16 protein-coding genes are annotated in these 20070 nt (G+C 57.8%); 9 read left to right on the forward strand and 7 right to left on the reverse strand.

The window, feature by feature from the left end:
* Positions 1–239: 239 nt before the first annotated feature.
* Positions 240–3116 carry a hypothetical protein gene (locus tag CEE69_RS03565; RefSeq protein ID WP_233214585.1) on the reverse strand — a complete coding sequence of 959 codons (2877 nt, stop codon included), beginning with the start codon at positions 3114–3116 and terminating at the stop codon, positions 240–242.
* 445 nt (positions 3117–3561) lie between these two features.
* Here CEE69_RS03565 and CEE69_RS03575 point away from each other — a divergent pair, with 445 nt between their 5' ends.
* Positions 3562–3855 (forward strand): transcriptional regulator, encoded by a 294-nt coding sequence (locus CEE69_RS03575; protein WP_099259372.1) that lies wholly within the window; start codon positions 3562–3564, stop codon positions 3853–3855.
* Positions 3856–3919: 64 nt separating this feature from the next.
* Here CEE69_RS03575 and CEE69_RS03580 read toward each other — a convergent pair whose 3' ends face one another.
* Positions 3920–4954, reverse strand: coding sequence for a phosphatase PAP2 family protein (locus CEE69_RS03580; RefSeq protein WP_099259373.1), 1035 nt, complete (start codon positions 4952–4954; stop codon positions 3920–3922).
* 361 nt (positions 4955–5315) lie between these two features.
* Between CEE69_RS03580 and CEE69_RS03590 the strand changes: the two genes are divergently transcribed.
* The 6 genes from CEE69_RS03590 (at position 5316) to CEE69_RS03615 (ending at position 12163) form a co-directional block, all read left to right on the forward strand.
* Entirely contained in the window at positions 5316–5978 is a 663-nt protein-coding gene (locus CEE69_RS03590) for a DUF502 domain-containing protein (protein ID WP_099259375.1), read from the forward strand.
* Between the two features lie 352 nt (positions 5979–6330).
* Positions 6331–7329 carry an ROK family protein gene (locus tag CEE69_RS03595; RefSeq protein ID WP_099259376.1) on the forward strand — a complete coding sequence of 333 codons (999 nt, stop codon included), beginning with the start codon at positions 6331–6333 and terminating at the stop codon, positions 7327–7329.
* 48 nt (positions 7330–7377) lie between these two features.
* Positions 7378–9192, forward strand: coding sequence for a translation elongation factor 4 (gene lepA, locus CEE69_RS03600; protein WP_099259377.1), 1815 nt, complete (start codon positions 7378–7380; stop codon positions 9190–9192).
* A 186-nt stretch (positions 9193–9378) separates the two neighbouring features.
* Complete coding sequence (locus tag CEE69_RS03605; protein ID WP_199169782.1) at positions 9379–9969, forward strand: hypothetical protein; 591 nt, start codon at positions 9379–9381, stop codon at positions 9967–9969.
* Between the two features lie 290 nt (positions 9970–10259).
* Positions 10260–11378 (forward strand): hypothetical protein, encoded by a 1119-nt coding sequence (locus tag CEE69_RS03610; protein ID WP_099259379.1) that lies wholly within the window; start codon positions 10260–10262, stop codon positions 11376–11378.
* Positions 11379–11455: 77 nt separating this feature from the next.
* On the forward strand, positions 11456–12163 hold the full coding sequence (locus CEE69_RS03615) for a polyprenol monophosphomannose synthase (protein ID WP_143549142.1): 708 nt from the start codon (positions 11456–11458) through the stop codon (positions 12161–12163).
* 214 nt (positions 12164–12377) lie between these two features.
* Here CEE69_RS03615 and CEE69_RS03620 read toward each other — a convergent pair whose 3' ends face one another.
* The 5 genes from CEE69_RS03620 to CEE69_RS03645 form a co-directional block, all read right to left on the reverse strand.
* Entirely contained in the window at positions 12378–14060 is a 1683-nt protein-coding gene (locus CEE69_RS03620; protein WP_099259381.1) for an FAD-dependent oxidoreductase, read from the reverse strand.
* On the reverse strand, positions 14057–15058 hold the full coding sequence (locus CEE69_RS03625) for a calcium/sodium antiporter (protein WP_099259382.1): 1002 nt from the start codon (positions 15056–15058) through the stop codon (positions 14057–14059). The genes CEE69_RS03620 and CEE69_RS03625 overlap by 4 nt, the downstream gene beginning before the upstream one ends.
* 141 nt (positions 15059–15199) lie before the next feature.
* Complete coding sequence (locus tag CEE69_RS03630; protein WP_099259383.1) at positions 15200–15580, reverse strand: hypothetical protein; 381 nt, start codon at positions 15578–15580, stop codon at positions 15200–15202.
* 293 nt (positions 15581–15873) lie between these two features.
* Positions 15874–16149, reverse strand: a complete 276-nt coding sequence (locus tag CEE69_RS03640; protein ID WP_233214587.1) for a membrane or secreted protein — start codon at positions 16147–16149, stop codon at positions 15874–15876.
* 269 nt (positions 16150–16418) lie between these two features.
* Complete coding sequence (locus tag CEE69_RS03645; protein ID WP_099259385.1) at positions 16419–17438, reverse strand: hypothetical protein; 1020 nt, start codon at positions 17436–17438, stop codon at positions 16419–16421.
* Positions 17439–17510: 72 nt separating this feature from the next.
* Between CEE69_RS03645 and CEE69_RS03650 the strand changes: the two genes are divergently transcribed.
* Both CEE69_RS03650 and CEE69_RS03655 read left to right on the forward strand, forming a co-directional pair.
* Complete coding sequence (locus CEE69_RS03650; protein WP_233214588.1) at positions 17511–18518, forward strand: Fe-S oxidoreductase; 1008 nt, start codon at positions 17511–17513, stop codon at positions 18516–18518.
* Positions 18472–20040 carry an NAD(P)/FAD-dependent oxidoreductase gene (locus CEE69_RS03655; RefSeq protein WP_233214589.1) on the forward strand — a complete coding sequence of 523 codons (1569 nt, stop codon included), beginning with the start codon at positions 18472–18474 and terminating at the stop codon, positions 20038–20040. The genes CEE69_RS03650 and CEE69_RS03655 overlap by 47 nt, the downstream gene beginning before the upstream one ends.
* Positions 20041–20070: the final 30 nt, after the last annotated feature.

A 20070-nucleotide genomic window follows, 5' to 3' on the forward strand; every position in this document is an offset into this window, starting at 1 on the left:
GCTTCACAAACGGTTGTTTCACTGACGGACGAGGCGATCCGGCAATCAAGTAGCCGACGGAGGCCCTCCGTCGGCAAAAACGGATGTGTGGTGCTGCAGACAGCCGGGTAGGTTCGTTGCCTCGGGTTGCTGGTGAGGCTAGTCGCTTGTTGTGGTTGGGTGCGCTCGGGCCGACAGAGAAGCCTCCGTCGGCTACATATTCGCTTCCGTTCTCAAGCGGGACGCTGGAGAAGGGCGTACTACTCGGATTGGTGCGAGATGGGACGCATGGCGGGGAGCGGGTTGGCGTCGGTTTCCCAGGCTCGAACTTGGATCTCGTCGATGATCGCTTCGCCGCCGCCGAGGACTTCAAACATCACGTGGATGGGTTCGTCGTTGACCGTTTGACGGTACAGGGTCACGGGCGTCCAATCCGGCCGGTCGCTGATGAGCACGCCGAGTTCTTGCGAGCCGAGCGAGTCGTACATCAGCAATCCTTGATGCGGGCCGCCAAAACCAAGCGTGCGGACGACGGCGTCGATCCGAACGGCTCGGTTGGGTTCGACAAAGATCGGTGGACTACGGACAAGTAGGGCAGTGCCTTCGTAGCCGCCGGGCAACGGGTCATCGCGTTTGGGAATCACCCGAACGGTCAACGCTCCGGTGCCGTGGAAGACGCCACGGTCAACGCATTCGGCCGTGGTTTCCGCCCACTCTGAATGACGGCGACCAAAGGTCCAGCCCTCGGTTTGCAGACTGTCGGGGCGATCCATTCCGCCACCACTGAGCAGGTTCACTCCCCAACGTGATCGACCGCGTGTGTCACCGATCGGTGGCATCTTCAAAACGGAAGTGGTCGCCAAGCCGGAGTTCAACAACGGCGACCAAGCGATTTGTGTTTCGTAGTTGCCTGCGTCGATCGGCGGACTGCTGACGATGCCGTACGGGTCTTCGCGAAAAGCATCGCAAAGCATCCAGTTGGCCTTCATGCACCAAGCGTCCGCACGGGCGGCCAATCGCAAAGCGGATTGCGCATCATTACTGCGAACCATGCGTTCGGAATTGTTGATCGTGCTGCGTGCGACTTCGAGCAAATCGTTGGGCGCATCACGAGAAACGGCCCGAGCGGCGACGGCCCGTGCCCAAGCTGTATTGGACTGTTCGATCGAATCGCGAGCCAACTGCCAACGATCCAAGGAGGCTTGTTGTGAAAACTTGGACAGCGACGATGCGAGTTGACCGCCTTCTGAAACTTGGTCGCTAATCGCGATGACCTCAACCACATCGGGCGACACGATTTCGATCGAGGTGCCTTGCGGGGTTGTTTCGGGTTCGATGCGCTCGGCTGCGAAGTGCGTCAACCGCCACATCAGTTTGCCCTGTTCAAAGGCGGGCAAATCAATGCGAAGGGTCTTCCCGTCGCCGCCCATGATTCGAGTTCCACGGACCATTGCTGAGGTGCAAATCAGGAAGGTCGTGGAACCGCTGGCGAGACGATGAGCGGTGTAGTACGGACCGACCGGAACGGGAGTGGTGTCCGGCGTGCCGGTGGAGACCCATTTTTCAAGCGAGGCGACGAAGCGGTTGATGAAGCTGATCGCCATGCCGCGGTTTTGGTCGAGCGTTTCGCCGGAAGCCAATGATCGCGTCGATCGAACAAGGATCGCCGACGGTGCATCGGCCATCGCATCAGCGACTTCACGCCACATCGGTTGCCAAGCAAATGTTTCGGTGGGAGGAGTGCCGATCTGGTTTGCAATTGCGTTGGATTGGGCGATCGAGGCGGCGTTGGGCATCCCGAGGACACTGATCGCGATGGGTTTGCCGCCCAAGCGAAATTGTTGTTGTGCGCGTTCGGTACGAATCGCTTGACTGGAAAGAGCACGGATCCGCGGCGGTGCCGTCAACACGGCCGCATCCAGCATCGCTCCGTAGTGCCGGAAGTCCTCGACCGGCGAGCCAACGATCGGTCGTTGCCAACGCCGCGGCAAGGCGCGCAACCGAGCGATCTTCTCAGCGATTTCTTCGCGGTGGTGGCTGTCCATGGCTGTGCCCGGAGCCGCGACCCAACCCGCAACGGGTTCGAGCAACGGTTCTAGTTTGGGATCTGGAATGGTCGGGCACGGAGCGTAGATGCGGACGCGATGCGCGATCGCGTCGGATAAGATCGCTGCGGTGGGAGGTTCGGCCAACCAAATGGCATCGAACCCCAGCGAACGAATCCAGCTGAGTGGCTCGTTGTTGTACTGAATGATTCGAGTGACGCGTCCGATTGGAAACGCCGGTTGGTCGGCTGGCGATATGAGCGACCGACCATTGGTGGGTGAGTCGGATAGCTTCGGTCGACGTTGACCCTGCATCAGACTCAGATCGATGTTCATCCGAGACGAGGATTGCAACGGGGTTCGGTTGGCGTTGGTGGTTGAATGAGGTGAACTGTCGAGTTCAGTCATGGGGACCATCGCATTGACGCGAAGATCGTCCAAACGCAGCGTGGAATTCCCGGGCTTGCCATACGCGTTGACGACGACCGCGTCGACATAAGGAGCTGACACGTCCGCTTGGATGCCGTACTCGTTGCGTAGGGCGATGATCTTCAGACGCAGAGGAGCCGTGATGGCGCTGACGCCCAAACGTTGAAACTCACCAACTCGTCGATATTGGGATCCGAAGATGGTGACGGAAGCGGGGCGACGCGTTTCCGGATCGATGAGGTAGGGGAACCGAACTCGGAATCCGACTTGGATCCCTGTGTTGAGACCTTTGACCGAGACCATCGCAGAGAGCTCGTCGATCGGTCGGACTGGTTCGATCGGGTAAACGAGGATGGCTTGTGTGCCGTGTCCCATTACCAGCGAGATCGCTTCGCAAACGCCACCTTCGGCGGATGGATCGTTTTCGTGACCTTGGTCAGCGACTTTCGCATCGCAATCACTTTCATGAAGTGACCAGCGCGGTGGGTACGCATCAAGTGAATCGATCAGCTGCGCCGTTGCGACATCCATCATCGTCAGCGAGCACGCGATGGCGACCAAGACCGAGGCAACGTTCGCCCAAGTGGCCGTTCCGAGGTATCGCAATTTGGTAGCGATCTTGCTGAAAGATGTGTGCGCGCCGTCGAGACGCGCCCGATTCACTCGGGGCTGCATCGGAATACTTTTCCTAGCCGTTTCAGCCATCGCGGGAAGTTCTGCAAACGTGTCGGCAAGTCGAATTGAACGTTGACCACCTTCGGAGCCAAGGGAACAATCCCTTGCAAGTGACCGGGAGGCGAAAACGCAACATCAAGTTGCGAAACCTCCCCAACTACGGGTTGATCCCCCGAAACGCACCTAAGTGCTTGGGATACCAAGTCTTGGGCAGGAAAGCCAGATCGAAAGTGTGTTGCTAGAACGCCACGTTGCGAAAACGCAACACACATCACCAAAAACCGTAAGTGCTTTTCCCGTAAAGAGTTCGGGATCACAACGTCGTGTCGGCAGGCAGCCGGCACCGCAAGTGCAATGGATGGCTATCACCAAACAAGCAACCACTCGCTGGTTTGGTCCCACACCCTGACGCCCTCGAAGGAAAGTCACTTTTATGACCAAGATCGCTGCCAACAACGCCGCCAAAATCAACGACGAAACTCCTGTTGAATTGCAAGAAATGGCTGCCGCCATCGACGCCTTGCCAGCACGCTACCGGGACGCGGTTGCACCCGCTTTGGCTCGTGTGGTCGAGTGCAGCACTCGCCGTCGTCGAATTTTGAACTTGGTTCAAGAAGCCCTGTCGCAACTGCGTTTGGACATGAAGTATCTGATCTTTGACTTGGAAGCGACTCGTCGCGAACGAGATCAATACAAAGAAATGTTGGAACAAGACGGCTCGCTCTAAGCCGCAACGATCATTGGGTGTGTCGCTAGCAAATGCAGGCTCGGAGGTTTTCCGAGCCGAGTTGCTAAGCCGCTCGCTCGCCCGCGTTGCCAAAATCTGGTCGGCGGTTTGATTGCCCATCCTTGGGTTCGACATGGTCCGAACCGAGAGGGTGTGACTGCGAAGTGTTTGCTGATGACATGTTGGACGTCATCGCTTCGTATTGCTCCGTTGCACTCATTTGCGACGCATGAATCGGTGAAGCATGCATGGGGAACGAAGGTGTCCCCGTTGATGAACCCGCGTTGCTTTGTGGAATGAGCTGCGGAACAGCGTCGGACGAGTCACTGGTTTCGGCGCGAGATCGTCGACCATGTTCGGGAACCATCTTGTCAAACAGGTTTCCTAACAATCTTGGATGAAAACAGACGTAGGACCAAAACAGTCCGAACGCCACGCCGCCGCAAACATCGCTGGCGAAGTGAGAGCTTGTGTTGACGCGATTGATCAGCACGCCCATCCAAACCATTGCGAAAAGAAAACGACCGCGCGGGACGACGACCCACAAACCAATCAGCATGGCGGTTGCTGTGACGACATGTCCGCTTGGGAAGGCTCGCATTGCGGCGTCGAACGAGGCGACTTCGCTGAGGTCCCAATCAAATGCCCAAAGCCAAGCGGAATCGTGACCCGCATGATTCAGATTGAGGTTGCTGGGGCGAGGCCGGATCACAAACATCTTCGCGATCGTGGCAATGGCTCCGCCACCCATGGCAAGCGTGGCCAAACGAGGCAAATGCCAACGGCGTTTGGGGGCCATTAGCAGGATTGCCAACAAGATCACAAAGACGCCGTAGCCGTGCGATAGAACCAGCGAAAGTTCCAGGGCAGAATCCAATTCCGCTGGCAGTGGCGCGGTGCGGAAGTAAGACGCGATGTTCACGTCGACCAACGTCATCATCGGCACCAACATCATCGTCATCGCTGCCATGTAAAGCAGCGTCACGGGACGATACAGCGTGATCGCATCGTTGGTCGTGCTGGATTTGATGAGCGTTTTTTTGTCGCGAGGTGTGACTTCGCGGTTTTGGTCTTCGCGTGACGATTCAAGTCGGTTCACGATGGCGTCCTGTATCGCGACTGGTTCAGATCGGCGGTCTGGAGGGCGGATTCGAGATCGGGTAAACGGGGCGAGATCGATTCAGTTCGGTCCTGCCGTCCGCGTCGATGGCTGTGAATCCTGGACGATCCGGACGCTACGAAATGCTGGATGGCGGTGGGAACCCCAGTCGGGGTGAAGAACCTGCGGGCATGTCGAATTGCAAATGAATTCGACGATTTGCCCAAGCGTCCGCGCCTTTGCAAAGGCCGCAATCGGCCCAGAGTCGGAGGCCGCCTCGCGTGATACCATCCGCGTGTTGAGCTCGCAGTCCGCGTGATACCATGCGATCTTTCGATTCGTTCCGTGAAACATTGCCGCCATGAAACAGCACGTTCAACGACACTTTTCGTTTCTTCGCACGACCGCGATTGGTGGAATCTTTTTCTTACTGCCGTTGCTGGTCGTGTTGGTGTTGCTTGGGCAATTGGCTCAGGTCATCTATGCGGTCGCGGTCGCGTTGTTGCCGTTCCTGAAAGACTACACGCCGTTTCATGATACGACCGGGTATCTGCTGGTCTTCGGCATCGCGACGTTGTTGCTGATCCTGGCGTGTTTCGTTTCTGGGATCATGGCACGTCGATCGATCGCGAGGCAGTTCACTCGCTTCATCGAGAAGTATCTGTTGATGCTGTTTCCACGTTACGCGATTTTCAAGGAACAGCTCAGCGGCAACATCGGGGGCGAGGTTGCGAAAAATCGGTTGCGTCCCGTCGTGGCTCGGTTGGACGGTTATTCGCAATTGGCGTTTGAGGTCGAGCGCTACCGTGGATCCGACATCGCCGACGATCCGTTGGGCGTGACGTTGTATTTGCCCGGGTCACCGGATCCTTGGAACGGGAAAGTGGTGATGGTCGAAGCGTCACGAGTTCAACGCATCGATGCACCGTTTGGTGACGTGGTCGGTACGTTCGAGCAATTGGGCACCGACACGCAGAGGTGGGCTCGGGCGGATGTTCTGGCCGTTCCGGAAGACGAGTCCTGAGCGGGAAGTCCGGCGGAGGCTGGTTTCTATAGAGGTTTGGAGTGTTTTGGGCCGGTGAAGCAGGACAAATGTCGTTTTCGAACTGGAGCGACTATGCGATGGCCGTTGGGGTTGTTTGCGTCGTGGAAACCGGTGCTAACGCATTGCGGCTGATATTCCCGGACTCAGCAAGTGGTTTGCCAGGCGTTGGTGAATCGAGTCGTTGTGTTGGTTGACGCCACATCGAGAGTGACTTAGCGGGGGCGTCGTTTCCGTTGCAAAACCCTGTCCAGCGGCGATGCCAAAATTGCGTGATCCGTTATACTTCCGCCCAGCTTCTAAGACTCATTCCCAAACTTTCTCAAGCGTTTGCATGACAACCGATTCACGGCACTACTGGGGCATCGACATTGGCGGCACCAGCATCAAATGCGGGCTGGTCAATTCGGCCGGAGAGACCGTTGCGTTCGAGCAGGTTCCCACGCTGGAATCCGACGGCCCCCAGGCGGCGGTGGATCGTTTGGCCTCGACAATTCGCGAAGTGGAAACGCGGACGAACACGACGGGCAACGTGCCTCGCATCGGAATGGGAGCCCCCGGGCCGATGGATTTGCCTCGCGGGATGTTGGTCGCTCCGCCTCAGTTGCCGTCGTGGTGGGAATTTCCGCTGTGTGCGAAATTGACCGAAGCGACCCATCGGCCGATTTCGTTTTTAAACGATGCGAATGCCGCGGCTTACGGCGAGTTTTGGCTCGGCAGCGGTGCAAAAGGTTCGTCGATGATTTTGTTGACGCTGGGCACCGGCGTCGGCGGCGGCATCATCGTCGAGGATCAATTGGTCAACGGCGTGAACAGCTTTGGCAGCGAATGCGGCCATATCATCGTCGATCCTTCACCGGACGCTCAGCTTTGTGCATGGGGAGGTGGCCGCGGTCAGTTGGAAGCCTATGCCTCGGCCAGCGGCGTGGTCATGCGGACTCGGCACCGACTGGCGGAATACCCGCAGTCGAAGTTGCGACCTTTCCACGGCGAAGCGGGCTCTGAATTGACCGCGAAAAAGATCTGGGAAGCTGCCTCGGAAGGCGACGATTTCGCGAATCTGATCATTGATGAGACTGCACACTGGTTGGGAATTGGCGTCACCAATTTGGTTCACACTTTGGACCCTGGGCACGTGGCGCTGGGTGGAGCGATGAACTTTGGTGGCTCGGAGTGTGAGATTGGGCGTCGCTTTTTGGCCGGCGTGACGGAAGAATTTCGACAACGGACCTTCCCCAATGTCTTCGAGGGAACGACCATTTCATTTGCGACGCTCGGACACGAAGCCGGCTATTTGGGTGCGGCCGGGTATGCTCGCAAGCAAGATTCCTGAAAACGGGTTTGCCGTTTGAACAATCACCATCACTGAAACTGAAACCGGATGGCATCGAAATCCTCTCGTTCGCAAGAACACATTCGCAACTTCTGCATCATCGCTCACATCGACCACGGCAAAAGCACGTTGGCCGATCGTTTGCTGGAAAACACCGGCACGGTGGACAACCGCGGCAAGAAGACGCAAATGCTGGATGACCTCGCGCTGGAACAGCAACGCGGAATCACGATCAAGGCTCGCGCCGTCGCCATGCAATACCAGCGAGACGGCGTGGAATACGAACTGAACCTGATCGACACGCCCGGCCACGTTGACTTTCAATACGAAGTTTCACGTTCGTTGGCATGTTGCGAAGGTGCGTTGTTGCTGGTCGATGCCTTCCAAGGTGTCGAGGCTCAAACCGTTGCCAACGCATTTGCGGCGATGGAGCATGATCTGACGATCGTTCCGGTGATCAACAAGATCGATTTGATTCACGCTCGTCCGGATGAAGTCGCCGAAGAGATGATGAATTCTCTGGGCACGGACCCCGAAGAATGCATGCGAGTCAGCGCGAAGACCGGCGAAGGCGTTGCCGCGTTGCTCGACTCGATCGTGGATTCGGTTCCGCCGCCAACCGGCGATCCCGAAGCCGTCTTGCAGGCGATGGTCTTCGATTCGAACTACGACGATTTTCGCGGTGCGATCACGTACATCCGAGTCATGGAAGGAACGGTTCGCAAAGGTCAAAAGATCAAGTTTTTGCGTGCAGGATCGACTCACGACGTCGTGGAACTGGGCCAGTTTGCTCCCGCCCGAGTTCCCTGCGATGAATTGGTCGCCGGGCAAGTTGGCTATTTGATCTGCAACATCAAGAGTCTCGGCGACGTGCACATCGGTGACACGATCAGCATCGCGGGCAACGATCCGGCTCCGGCATTGCCGGGCTATGACCGTCCCAAACGGATGGTTTATTGTGGGTTGTTCCCCAGCGATGGGCAGGACTTCAGCGAACTGCGAGATGCACTGGAGCGATTGGCCGTCAACGATCCGAGTTTCGAGTTCGAGCCCGAAACCAGCGACGCACTCGGGTTTGGTTTCCGCTGCGGTTTCCTGGGGCTGCTGCACATGGAGATTGTCCAGCAACGCCTCGAGCAGGAATCGGACATCGACCTGGTCCAAACCGCTCCCAACGTGACCTACGAGATCACCGACAAACGCGGCGAGACGAAGAACATTCACAAGCCGCAGGATGTCCCCGACCCCGGCGACATCGAGAAGTTCTGCCAGCCGATTGTGCGTTGCAACGTGATCGTTCCGGAGGAATACATCGGCCCGGTCATGAAACTGTGCCAGGAACGCCGCGGCATCCAAAAGGGCCACGAAGTCCTGGGGGCTTCGCGAGCGATGCTGACGTATGACATTCCTTTGGCGGAAGTGATCTACGACCTGCACGACCGCATCAAGAGCTGCACGCGCGGTTATGGGACGCTGGATTACGAGATGGTCGGGTATGAAGAAGCCGACCTGTGTCGCTTGGACATTCTCGTCAACGGCAACCGAGTCGACGCTTTGTCGGTGGTTTGCCACCGTGCCGATGCGGATCGTCGCGGGCGTGCGGTTGCGAAAAAGCTGAAGGCGGAGATCGAACGGCACATGTTCGAGGTTGCTGTGCAAGCGGCGATCGGAAGCCGCGTGATCGCTCGTGAGACCGTGCCCGCAATGCGGAAGAACGTGACCGCGAAATGCTACGGCGGTGACATCACGCGAAAACGCAAGTTGCTGCAGAAGCAGAAGGAAGGCAAGAAGCGAATGAAGGCGGTCGGCAACGTCGAGATCAGCCAGAAAGCTTTCATGGCGGTGCTGACCGACGGCGAGTGACGGTCCGAAGCTGGTTTGAGTTCCACGCGTGAAACTGTTGTCGGCAAACTTTCCGAACGAATTTCCGGAATGACCCGCAAGATCGGAACAGTTTGACACGATACAGGTACTACGCAAATGAATGATCCTCTGCGGATTGGTTCAAGTGCGGATTTGCCAAGTCGGAAACCAAGGAAGGTTGCTCGGATGACCAGCAAGATGACCTCAACACTCACTCGTTTCGGGACGTTGTGCCTGCTCACCACTGTGGTGATTTCAAGCACAGGTTGCTACGGCCTGGGCGGCAGCAACTACAACTTGGGAATCCTCGGATTTCCAATTCCTGTGAGCCCGTACTACCAACACAAACAAGAAGAGAAGTTCCACAACAAGGAACGCTACGACCGGGTGCCGATTCTCGGCCCCACCACGTCGGGCGGTCCGCCAATCGCTTTGGATCCACCAAGCGATGACGAAGTGATGCAAGCACTCGAGCAGGCTCGTCCTGTTCAAGGCGGCATCCCTTTGATCTGGGAAAAGCAACGCAACGATGTGCGGATCATCAAAGAGAAGATCTCGGACTACATCGATCCGCCGCGTTTCTATCCTTTGATCGGACCGGCTCAGTTGCACCACGCACACTACAAGTGCACGGTCTACTTCGACGAGTCGACCATCATCGGCTACCCCGTCCCGCACACGCTGCGTGACCGCGAAGCGATTGAGGTCGTCTACATTGACCACAACCACTTCCACATGGTTGGCGACGTCGAGCCTTACACGACGCCGAACCTGTAGGGCCGAGCCTACAGCCCGAACAGATCGGGATCGGAACTCCGGATGAAACACTCCGGCTGGCAATTGCAGTGAACAAAACGACGGTCCGATGAGCATTTGAGCTCACCGGGCCGTTTGTTCGTTCAAGCCCGACATCTTTCCCACACCGCACGGTTTCCCCACGCGATGCGTCTGACTCGCGATGGCGTTGAAAAACCAGAAAAGGTGGCCAGGATTCTTCCCGGAAACGGGGTCGGCGGGTTAGCGTATGCGGACTGAAATCACGTCCCGCTCCTCGCGAATCTCTGCACATGAATTCTGACGAAAACCCTTCTTTGACCAGCGACTCGCCACGTTTTGACGCCGACGATTTGGGCACGCCCGAATCCGTGGAGTCAAACCCCACCGCGAATTCGGACGTCTATGACGACGTGCCCGATGACGAGGCCTCCGGCGAAGCTTCCGCCGCAACCGAGTCGACGTCGGAGACGATGACGGCCGAAATGTTGAACGAAGACGTTTCGGATTTGGCTGACGACGTCGAAGAGCTTTCGGACGAAGTCAACCAATTCGCGGTCTCAGCAGTCGCCGCAACGGATGAATCCGCCGATTCGGACGACGCGGATTTGTCGCCTGAATTGTTGGCGTTGCAACAACCCTTCGTCGGTCGATGGAACGGGTTGGTCAGCACGACGAACTGGGAAAAGGGACGCATCATCAGCCAATGGCGTGCGGCTTTGATCGAAGCTGGTGCTCCTTCGACGGAATACTCCGACGAAGCTTGGGCCTCTCGCGTTGGAGGTGTCACAGCACCCCACGTGGGGCGTTTGCGTCGCGTCTTCGATCGTTTCGCTGACGATCAGCCGAAGTACGAAGGTTTGTACTGGTCGCACTTCTTGGCGGCATTGGACTGGGATGACGCGGCACTTTGGTTGCAAGGAGCCGTGGAAGAGAAGTGGTCGGTTTCGAACATGCGAGACAAACGTTGGAAGGCCAACGGCGAAGTCGAGTCGCAACGCCCAACCGCCAGCCAGGTGATGGACGTCGATTTGGACGAAGACCAACCGATGAGCGATGCCGAATTGGGCACCGCGCCTGCTCAGGGCGACGACACGACGCGGGACTACGATGGCGACACCGATGGTGTCCAAGGTCCGACGTACGAAGGTCCTGATTTTGGCGAAGAGGAAGAGCTGAACAAGCTCGGTGAGTCCGGGCGTGAAGAGGGCGAAGCCGGATTGGCGACGGAAACACCGCCGTCACCCTTGCAACCTTTCGCAGGTTTGCCAGAATTACCCGATGATCTCAGCGACGTCGTGGAACAACTGAAGTTGTCGATCCTGCGGCACAAGTCCGCTGGGTTCAACGACGTCTCGCCCGACGTGATCCGCCGCTATCTCGAAGCGGTTGCACTCCTGATTGAATCGTAGCCATCGACACGACTTCTGAAATCGCCAACGAAACCGAATCGCATTCCGTTGCCTCTGACCTCGCGTCGGGGCAACGGATTTTAGTTGGAATCTGCACCTACAACGAAGCCGCCAACGTCAAAACGATGTTGACGAAGATTCGCGAGGCTCTTCCAGATGCGGATTGTTTGGTCGTCGATGATGACTCGCCCGACGGGACCGCGGAAATCGCGCGACGGTACGCGGAGGAGTCCGGTGCCGGTGAATCGATCCTTGTGAAAGTTCGCAAGGACGAGCGAGGATTGGGGGGCGCCATTCGCGCGGCGATGCAGACCGCAATCGATGGGCAGTACGATTTGTTTTGCAATATGGACGCGGATCTCAGTCACGACCCAGCCGATTTGCCGCGGTTGGTGTCGACATGTTTGAAGGAGAACGCCGACGTTGTCGTTGGGTCGCGTTACATCGAAGGCGGCGCGATCGTCGGTTGGCCGTGGCGTCGCAAGGTGATGAGCGGCCTGATCAACGGGTTCACCCGAAAGTTGTTGCGGTTGCCGGTGCGTGACGCGAGCGGTTCGTACCGTTGCTATCGTGTGCGCTGTTTGGCTGGGTTGGATCCACCTCGCAATCCAAGTGATGGGTACGCGTTCATCCAAGAGGTTTTGCTGCGGCTTCATCGCGATGGAGCGAAGTGCGTCGAGGTTCCGATCACGTTCACCGAACGAGTTCACGGCACCAGCAAGCTGAATCTGAGAGAGGCGGTCCGAAGCAGCTTGACCGTGTTCCGATTGTTGGCCGCTCGGTAGGCCATGTCTCACATGGCGACCGCTACCTAACCGTAGCCGGATTCGCCAAGAATTCGGTCTGTAGGCCATGTCTCACATGGCGACCGCGCCGATGCTTTGGAACAAAGCGAGATGTGTTCTCAGATCGGTATGGCCTTGAGGTCGTGTCTGATTTGGAACGCGAAGATTGTCAGGTGGGACCTGACCTACGCGACGGCGGTCTGGATTTCGGGGATCAAATTTGCGCAACCGCTTGCGCGGCCCGGCGTCCGTGGTCGAAGGCTTCTTCGAACAAGGCAACGCCGCTGAGGTCCGACGCGGCAAAGTGGATGTTGCCGATCGATTGGCTGGCTCGCGTTCGAAGCGGATTGGAACGGCTGCCAACGGTGGGCTGGATCATCGCGTGGCCCCAGACCATGACATCCATCGCTTCGATGTGTTCGCGAATGTTGGGATGCATGATTTCAAGATCGCTGCAAACGACTTCCGCGGCTTCTTCCCAGCTGAGAGTCATCAACTCCGTGCGAGTCAGTGCGGTGTCGTGGGTCGTCAACGCTTGGTACCACGTCAACACGGTTCCGCCGTGATCGCTTCCAGTTTGATGGCCCGCGTTGACGTATCCCAACGAAGCGGACTGGTAGCGAACGTTGTCCCAGCACATTGCGGGTTCGTTTTCCTTCGGTCGATCTCTGAGCACGATATTCGCAACCAACCAACTTCCGTACTGAAACGACTGAGCCATCTCGATGCGGTTTTGTTTGACTTCGCCAAGTGAATCAGGCAGCAAACGGCACGCGATGAATTGCGGGACCGCGAGGATCACCGAGTCGGCGGTGACGTTGGATCGTTTTTGCGTTTGAGTGTTCAATGCGCTTAGCGAGAGCGTGCCAGAATCAAGTTCGCTCATTGAAAGGACTGCTTGATCCGTTTCGATTCGGTCGCCGATTTTCCGCACCAATTGATCGACCAGAAAGCAGTTGCCTTCGGGCCACGTCAGCACGGGAGCGGACTCGGTCGATTGCGAAGGATCGAGCATGCGCGAAGCGAAGTAAAAAATTCCGGCCCAGGCACTCGTCTGGTCGGCTCGCAAACCGTAGTCATCGCGGCAAGAGTGATCGACCAACCAAAGCAATCGCGGCGAATCAAATTCGCGAGACTGCATCCACTGGGACATCGACAATTGATCCAGTGCTAGGCTCTCGGGATCGTCACTCGCCCGCGAAGTCGGCAGAACGAACCAAGGTTTGTCGTTTGCGTCTCGCGTCTGCGCAAAGTCGGACATCTCCTTTTGGAATCGTTCGACTTGCGAGATGTCTTCGGTGGTCGCGTCACCCATCGGCAACAAACCATATTGCCAACGTCCGTTCGCCCATACGCGTTCTTCGGGATCACGGCAAAGCATCTGCTCGGCCGCTGCTCCGCTTTCATCGAGGACGCCGCACTCGCGAAGGAAGTTTCGCAGCGGTTCGTTGTGAGTGCCCGGGAGCGGCAAGTAGTGGGCTCCCCAGGGAGCACGCAGAGAACCGAACGAGTCCGATTGGTACTGGGTGCTTCGCGAAGTTCCGCCGGGTGTCGATTCCAATTCGAGAATGAGAAAATCGTCGATGCCCGATTTCAGCAGTTCGTAACCAGCCGCCAGTCCCGCGACTCCGCCGCCGATAATCACGCAGCGAGCGTGCCGGATGTCTGCGTTTGGATTTTCTGCGTCGGAAGCCGAGGCAAATCGCTCGGCGGTTGGGACTCGTAAACGATGCCCAACGTCGCGGTTGGGCGTGAGCACGGAACCGGTGAAAGGCAGTGCACCAGACCATCGCGATGAAAGTGAATTGCAACCCAGGCAGGCGAGCGTTCCTGCGCCGAGCACCGAAGACAGCAGATCACGACGTGTGTAGCGAAGTCTTCGGGGTTGGAAATTCATCCGAAGGCTCCGTTTGTCTTCAATAAGTAGCCGACGTAGCCGCAGTAGATCAGGATCATCAGCACGCCTTCCCACCGCGCGATCGTTCGGCCCGTGCGATAGAGCACCCAACTCAAAATCGCGGCGATCACCATCAACGGCATGTCGAGCCCCATGATTTCGGGAGCAACGTTCAGACCACTGGGGGCGATCACGGAGGTGATGCCGAGCACGGCGACGATGTTGAGCGTCGTGCTGCCGACGGCATTGCCAATCGCGATTCCGCGTTCTCCTTTGATGGTCGCAGCCACGGAAGTGACCAGCTCAGGCAGCGATGTTCCCGCCGACACAATGGTCAATCCAATGACCAGTTCCGACACACCCAGGATACGAGCCATGGAAACCGCACCATCGACGAACAGGTCGCATCCGAAGACCAGGGCAGCAACACCGGCACTCAGCAGGATGAGTTGCCAGATGATGACAGCGACTCGTCGACCCAACGTTTGAGCGGCTTCTTCCACGATCTCCGGAGACAATAGGTCGTCGCCGATGGGTTGTTCGCCCGACTTCTTTCCCAGTCGGTATGAAATTGCGAAGTAGCCAACCATGATCAGGATCAACCCGATTCCGTCCAACCGACCGATGATTCCGTTCAAGGATGCGACCAACATCGCGAGGCATGCGGAGATCATCACAGGAACGTCGAATCGCGTGATCTGGCGATCGACCGGAAGAGGCGCAAACAGGGCGCTGAAGCCGACGATCATCAACATGTTGAACAGGTTGCTGCCGACGACGTTGCCGATCGTGATGTCGGCTTGTCCGCGAAGGGCGGTCGTGAAAGAGACGGCCATTTCAGGAGCGCTAGTGCCGAGCGACACGACCGTCAGTCCCACGAACAGTGGACTGAGCTTCGCCGCGATCGCCAAACGGGACGCGCCGCGAACGACCCACTCGCCTCCGACTAAGAGGAGGAGGACGCCGCCGAGAATCTGTAGTGCAATGATGCCATTCATGCGCCCGAAAATAGACAAGCGTGCCGTCTCGCAACAGGAGACGACACGCTTGAAAGTTGTTTCGGTGATCCAGAACGAGAATCACACGTCAGAATGGATTGGCTCGTGCGTCAGGCGATGACACCTCAAGCCAAATGCGAATCAATGGTGACCGCGGTGACCACGACCATGTCGACCGTAGTGCAGGTCGTAGTGACCTGGTTGATAGTGGTAGTGGTTTCCGTGAGGAACCAAGGTTGGCGCGTGGTAATCGTAGTGGGGGCGAGCGTAGCCGCGGTAGCCGGATGAATAGCGGCCTGAGTAGACAGCCGGTCCGAAGGCTCGGTGCCCGTTGTTGTAGTAGCTGCCATAGCGGCTTCCGTAGCGACTGCTGTATCGGCTTGGCCCATAGTTGCCATAGCTGAAACCGCCGGTTCCGATGCTGAGCGAAAAGCCTTGCGCGTTTGCTTCAGGGGCGTCGCCCATGAAGGTAGCTGCGACGGCGAGAACCGGGACGGCGATCCATTTGGTCAATCGAGACATTGTTTTTTTCTCCTTAGAAAACTTGTTCCGCCGCGTGATGCCGCCTTGGCATCGGTTCACAAGTCGCGTGAAACTCATTTCGAAGGAGATCTATCGCAAGCCAGGGGCCAAACGATGCCAAAATGTCACGGAATGCGGTTTTGAGCAGAAAACGCCGGTTTTCCAACACAAAATTCAAGTGCCGAGCGAATTCAGAAGAGAGTCAATCGCTCGATGTGTCGTCTTTTTGATGTCGTGTCAGGTTGCAAGTTGAGACGGCTCGGCACCCGAGTGGGGATGCCGGTGGGCTCGTTCTAGCGACCCAGCCATGGCATTGCGTCAGCGCTCAAGCGATCGCGGACCGGCCCGGGCAGTGGTTGTTGGTAGCTGGGCGGACGACTGCCCTGGTCATTCGGTCCGATATCGGTCAGCGGGTAAGGATCGTGAACCACCGCGTTGGCTTGTTGTTGGTTCATCGTTCCCGGTGCAGGCAAGAACCCACGACCACGGCAACCAGTGGACAAGCTAGCGAGAAGGACCAGCGAGGACACGCCGGCGAGCGAGCATACGCGCAGGGAGGAGTTGCGCATGGGATCGGTCCTGACAAATACGAGATACACGGATTGGGAGGGCGGCGTTGCCGGGGAGGGTTGGGAAGAGCAAGCTGCCGGCGAGTCACGTCACTGAATGAGTGACACTACAGCAATTCATCGAACGATCGCGATGCCGCCTGGAAGGGTTCCCGTCCGGCGACGCGAAAAGGGCGGACGGCGGGTTGGATTGATCCGGTCGATTCCGGTTGAAACGTTTATTCGAATGCGACGTCAACGGGCGGACGGATGCGTGCCTCGTCGATCACTCAGAACGAGAAGTATCGCAACCAGTTTCGGAAGCCTTGGCCGGGAACATAGGCAACGGGTTGGCCCCAAAGCCCAGGTCCGACTTGAACGGCATTGGTGCCTTGGCCGAAGTCAATCAACGCACCGGCCGGACCTGCGGGAAGCGTGGTGGATCCGACGGGCGGAACCGTGGCAAGGCCTGGGTAGACGCTGGCGGGTATCGCAGCAGGGGCAGCAATCTGCGCTGGTGGTGCGGTGTAGTTGACCGGGGCGACTCCGCCGGGTGATGCACAACCTTGGCCGTACCCATAACCCGAATACGGGCTCATCGCGGAGTACTCACTGGGTTGAGTGATTAATGCGCAATTGCTCATCGTAGCGAAACCACCGTTGCTCAATTGTGGTGGCGGAACGGGAGCGTAGTCGGATGGCGGTGGTCCGATTTGGTTCGGCACGAAAGTTGGGTTCCCGCCCAGGACATCGTTTGGAACCGTATTGGGTTGAGGCAACGATCGACCTTGCGAAAAGCTATCACCGCGAAGTGAGTTGCTGGGATCGACGGTGCCGGGAACTGCGACGCTTCCGTTGGGTTGCAGTGTTCCGTGCGGAGGCCCAGCGATCGGCGGCGCCGTGTTGTTCATCGGAGGAACGCCAAACGATGGCTGCGTCGGAACCGGTTGGGATTCCGTTGGTGGCGTGAAGGTTTGTGGGCCGCCAATGTCGCCGGGCAACGCGAATCCGCCCGACTGCATCGCTACTTGCCGAACGTTCGGATCGTAGTTTCGCGATCCATTGGCCTGTGCTTGCGGCGATCGGTAAGAGGTCGGTGTGATGGTTGTGCTTTGGGCGGCACGCTGACGCCGAGCGGTTTCGGTCTGGTCGACGGCACTCGGGGAACCAATCGGACGAAACGGCAATGCTTGCTGGGCCCAAGACGTTTCAGGCGAGACGAGCGTCGATCCACCGGCAAGCACGAAGATGGCGACGAGGAGCCGCCGAGCGTGCTTGGGTCGCGAAACGTTGGTCAGATTGCGGTTCATGGTATCCCGTTCGTAAAAGCGTGATCTTGTTGGGGGTATCAATCTGTGGCGGACTGCATCAAGATCAATTCCATGACTCGCAGGGAATCGAATTTGTTTGCCAAACCCTCACCACAAGAAGTGCTGGCATCGCGAACAGACGCGGTGGTTGCCGACGAGGAAGATCGCAACCGCGATGCCAAACGGCCCAATTCGGTGTTCGTGGAACTGGAACCCGCCAGTCGCCACCCGAATCGCTCGCCAGGGCAGTCGCCGGAGATGACCGAGGTGCTGACGTTGTTGCTGGCGTCTTCAGAGTGTTCGCTGCGGTGCACAATGTGCGATTTGTGGCGAAACACGCTGGATGAACCAACGCCCGCGGGGGCACTGCCCGAGCAAATACGATTTGGTTTGCAACACTGGCGGGAGCAGACTGGTCGCGAATCGGGCGGAACGATCAAGCTCTACAACAGCGGCAATTTCTTTGACCCGCGAACGACGCCGTCAGCGGATGACGACGAGATTCTCAAATTGTGTGAGCCGTTTGATCGCGTGGTAGTGGAGAACCATCCTCTGATCGGAACACGGCGCTTGTTCGAGTTCGGGAAACGCTTGCGCGGGAAACTGGAAATCGCGGTCGGCTTGGAATGCATTGCGCCGCGAATGTTGGATCGATTGAACAAACGACTTCGTCCGGGGCAATTTTTTCAATTTGCACAAAGCTTGAAAGAAGCTTCCATTGATCTGCGAGTGTTCCTGATTCATGGGTTGCCGTGGCTGGCGACGCAGGAGTCGGATGCGTGGACGATCCTGTCGGCACGATTCGCGGCAGCGGCGGGCGCTCGTCACATCAGTTTGCTTCCGTGTCGAACGGGCAATGGTTTCATGGACCGTTTGGCGAACGAGGGAGTTTTTCATCCGCCGTCGCGAAAACAGATGCGAGCGGTCATGGATGCACTCGAAAACGATTCGCGATTTGATCACGGGCCCGTGCTGACACTGGACACGTGGGGATTGGAGCCGGAGGTGCCTGAACTGACCGAGCTCGCCGCCGATGCCCAACCATGTGACTCACAAAGTGACTCGCCAAATCATGTCTGATTCATCGACGGACTATGATGTCGCGATTTTGGGTGGTGGGTTTTCCGGTGGCCTGTTGGCTTGGGTTTTGTCCGCCCGCGGTATGCGAGTGTTGCTGGTGGAGCGGGATCGGTTCGGCCGATTCGCGATTGGTGAATCCAGCACGCCGATGGCGGACTTGGTGATGCGTCAACTCGCCGAGCGGCATGGGCTACCGAAGCTACACGCGTTGTCGACTTACCCGACTTGGCAGCGGAACTTTCCCGAGTTGCGGCGCGGAATGAAACGTGGCTTCAGCTACTACCATCACGGTGGAGTGGACTCGGGCGAAGGCGTCGGACGAGAATTTCACGACGAGTGTGAGGCGTCGCCCAGCGCGAGTCGGAACAGCTTGTTGGTGACGGCCAGTCCCAATGAGACTTGGGCGGACACGCACTGGTTGCGCAGTGATGTCGATGCGTTCTTCATTGAGCAAGCCATGGACGCTGGTGCCAATTGCCGTGAACACACGGAGGTCGTGGAGGCGGAGATGGGTCGATCCGTGCGGATGACGCTACGTGAGCGTTCGGCGGGAGACGATGATGGAACGACTCGCAGGGTTTCGGCTCGTTGGATCGTCAACGCTTCGGGACGTTTCGGTGTGTTGCCAGACTCGTTGATGAAATCAATCGGGTTGCGACGAGTCGATGATCGTTTGCGGACGAACACCCGCAGTGTCTTTGCACACTTTCGCGGCGTGAAATCTTGGACGGATGAACTTCGGCGAACCAATCAGTTGGGCGCGGACGAGCCATTTGATCCCGACGATGCGGCGCAGCATCATTTGACCGACGAGGGTTGGATGTGGATGTTGCGATTGGATCACGGCGTCACGAGTGTCGGATGGACTCAGCCAAGCGGACGGGATCCAGTGGACTGGCAACGGTACCCAAGTCTGCAACGCATGATGCGGGAAGCGGTCTTCGACGACGCGACTCCCAATTGGATTTCCGTTGATCGAGTTCAACGAATGCAGTTGCCGGTGAGATCAGGGAACTACATCGCGATGCCGACCGCGGTCGCCACCATCGATCCATTGCATAGCACGGGGATCGCACATGGATTGATCGGTGTCGCTCGATTGGCGGACGCTTTGCTGAGCGAGTCCTCTCGTCAGTCCGAATTGCTCCAGCGCTATGCCGCTACCGTCGAGCAAGAGTTGATGCGGATCGATTCGTTGGTGGCGATGTGTTATCGATGTTTGCGGAGCATGCCGCGTTTCGAAGCCGTTTCGATGTTGTATTTCGCCGCTGCAATCGGCTCGGAAGAGTTCCTGGTGTCGGGCGGTGATGTGCACTCGCCACTTTGGTTCTGCGGCGTTCCCGAGTTTGAACGTTTGATCGAACAGACGAACGAGCAGTTGGATCAGAACGTCACGGATGCCGGATTGTGGGAATGGCTACGCCCGCGATTGCAGAGTTTCCAATCCGCTGGGTTGCTCGACCCGGGGGTTCGAGGAAGGTACCGCTACACGGGCGAAGCGAAGTCGTCGGTTCGAGATTGAATTGCGATTTGGCTGACGGGAAAGCAGTTA

It is taken from the genome of Rhodopirellula bahusiensis, from assembly GCF_002727185.1.
In the GTDB taxonomy this organism is placed as follows: domain Bacteria; phylum Planctomycetota; class Planctomycetia; order Pirellulales; family Pirellulaceae; genus Rhodopirellula; species Rhodopirellula bahusiensis.

What these genes read in the sequence shown, in the direction of transcription:
- CEE69_RS03575 (WP_099259372.1), top strand. Translation starts at nt 3,562, where the DNA reads ATGACCAAGATCGCTGCCAACAACGCCGCCAAAATCAACGACGAAACT.
- CEE69_RS03590 (WP_099259375.1), top strand. Translation starts at nt 5,316, where the DNA reads ATGAAACAGCACGTTCAACGACACTTTTCGTTTCTTCGCACGACCGCG.
- CEE69_RS03595 (WP_099259376.1), top strand. Translation starts at nt 6,331, where the DNA reads ATGACAACCGATTCACGGCACTACTGGGGCATCGACATTGGCGGCACC.
- lepA (WP_099259377.1), top strand. Translation starts at nt 7,378, where the DNA reads ATGGCATCGAAATCCTCTCGTTCGCAAGAACACATTCGCAACTTCTGC.
- CEE69_RS03605 (WP_199169782.1), top strand. Translation starts at nt 9,379, where the DNA reads ATGACCAGCAAGATGACCTCAACACTCACTCGTTTCGGGACGTTGTGC.
- CEE69_RS03610 (WP_099259379.1), top strand. Translation starts at nt 10,260, where the DNA reads ATGAATTCTGACGAAAACCCTTCTTTGACCAGCGACTCGCCACGTTTT.
- CEE69_RS03620 (WP_099259381.1), bottom strand. Translation starts at nt 14,060, where the DNA reads ATGAATTTCCAACCCCGAAGACTTCGCTACACACGTCGTGATCTGCTG.
- CEE69_RS03625 (WP_099259382.1), bottom strand. Translation starts at nt 15,058, where the DNA reads ATGAATGGCATCATTGCACTACAGATTCTCGGCGGCGTCCTCCTCCTC.
- CEE69_RS03630 (WP_099259383.1), bottom strand. Translation starts at nt 15,580, where the DNA reads ATGTCTCGATTGACCAAATGGATCGCCGTCCCGGTTCTCGCCGTCGCA.
- CEE69_RS03640 (WP_233214587.1), bottom strand. Translation starts at nt 16,149, where the DNA reads ATGCGCAACTCCTCCCTGCGCGTATGCTCGCTCGCCGGCGTGTCCTCG.
- CEE69_RS03645 (WP_099259385.1), bottom strand. Translation starts at nt 17,438, where the DNA reads ATGAACCGCAATCTGACCAACGTTTCGCGACCCAAGCACGCTCGGCGG.
- CEE69_RS03650 (WP_233214588.1), top strand. Translation starts at nt 17,511, where the DNA reads ATGACTCGCAGGGAATCGAATTTGTTTGCCAAACCCTCACCACAAGAA.
- CEE69_RS03655 (WP_233214589.1), top strand. Translation starts at nt 18,472, where the DNA reads ATGCCCAACCATGTGACTCACAAAGTGACTCGCCAAATCATGTCTGAT.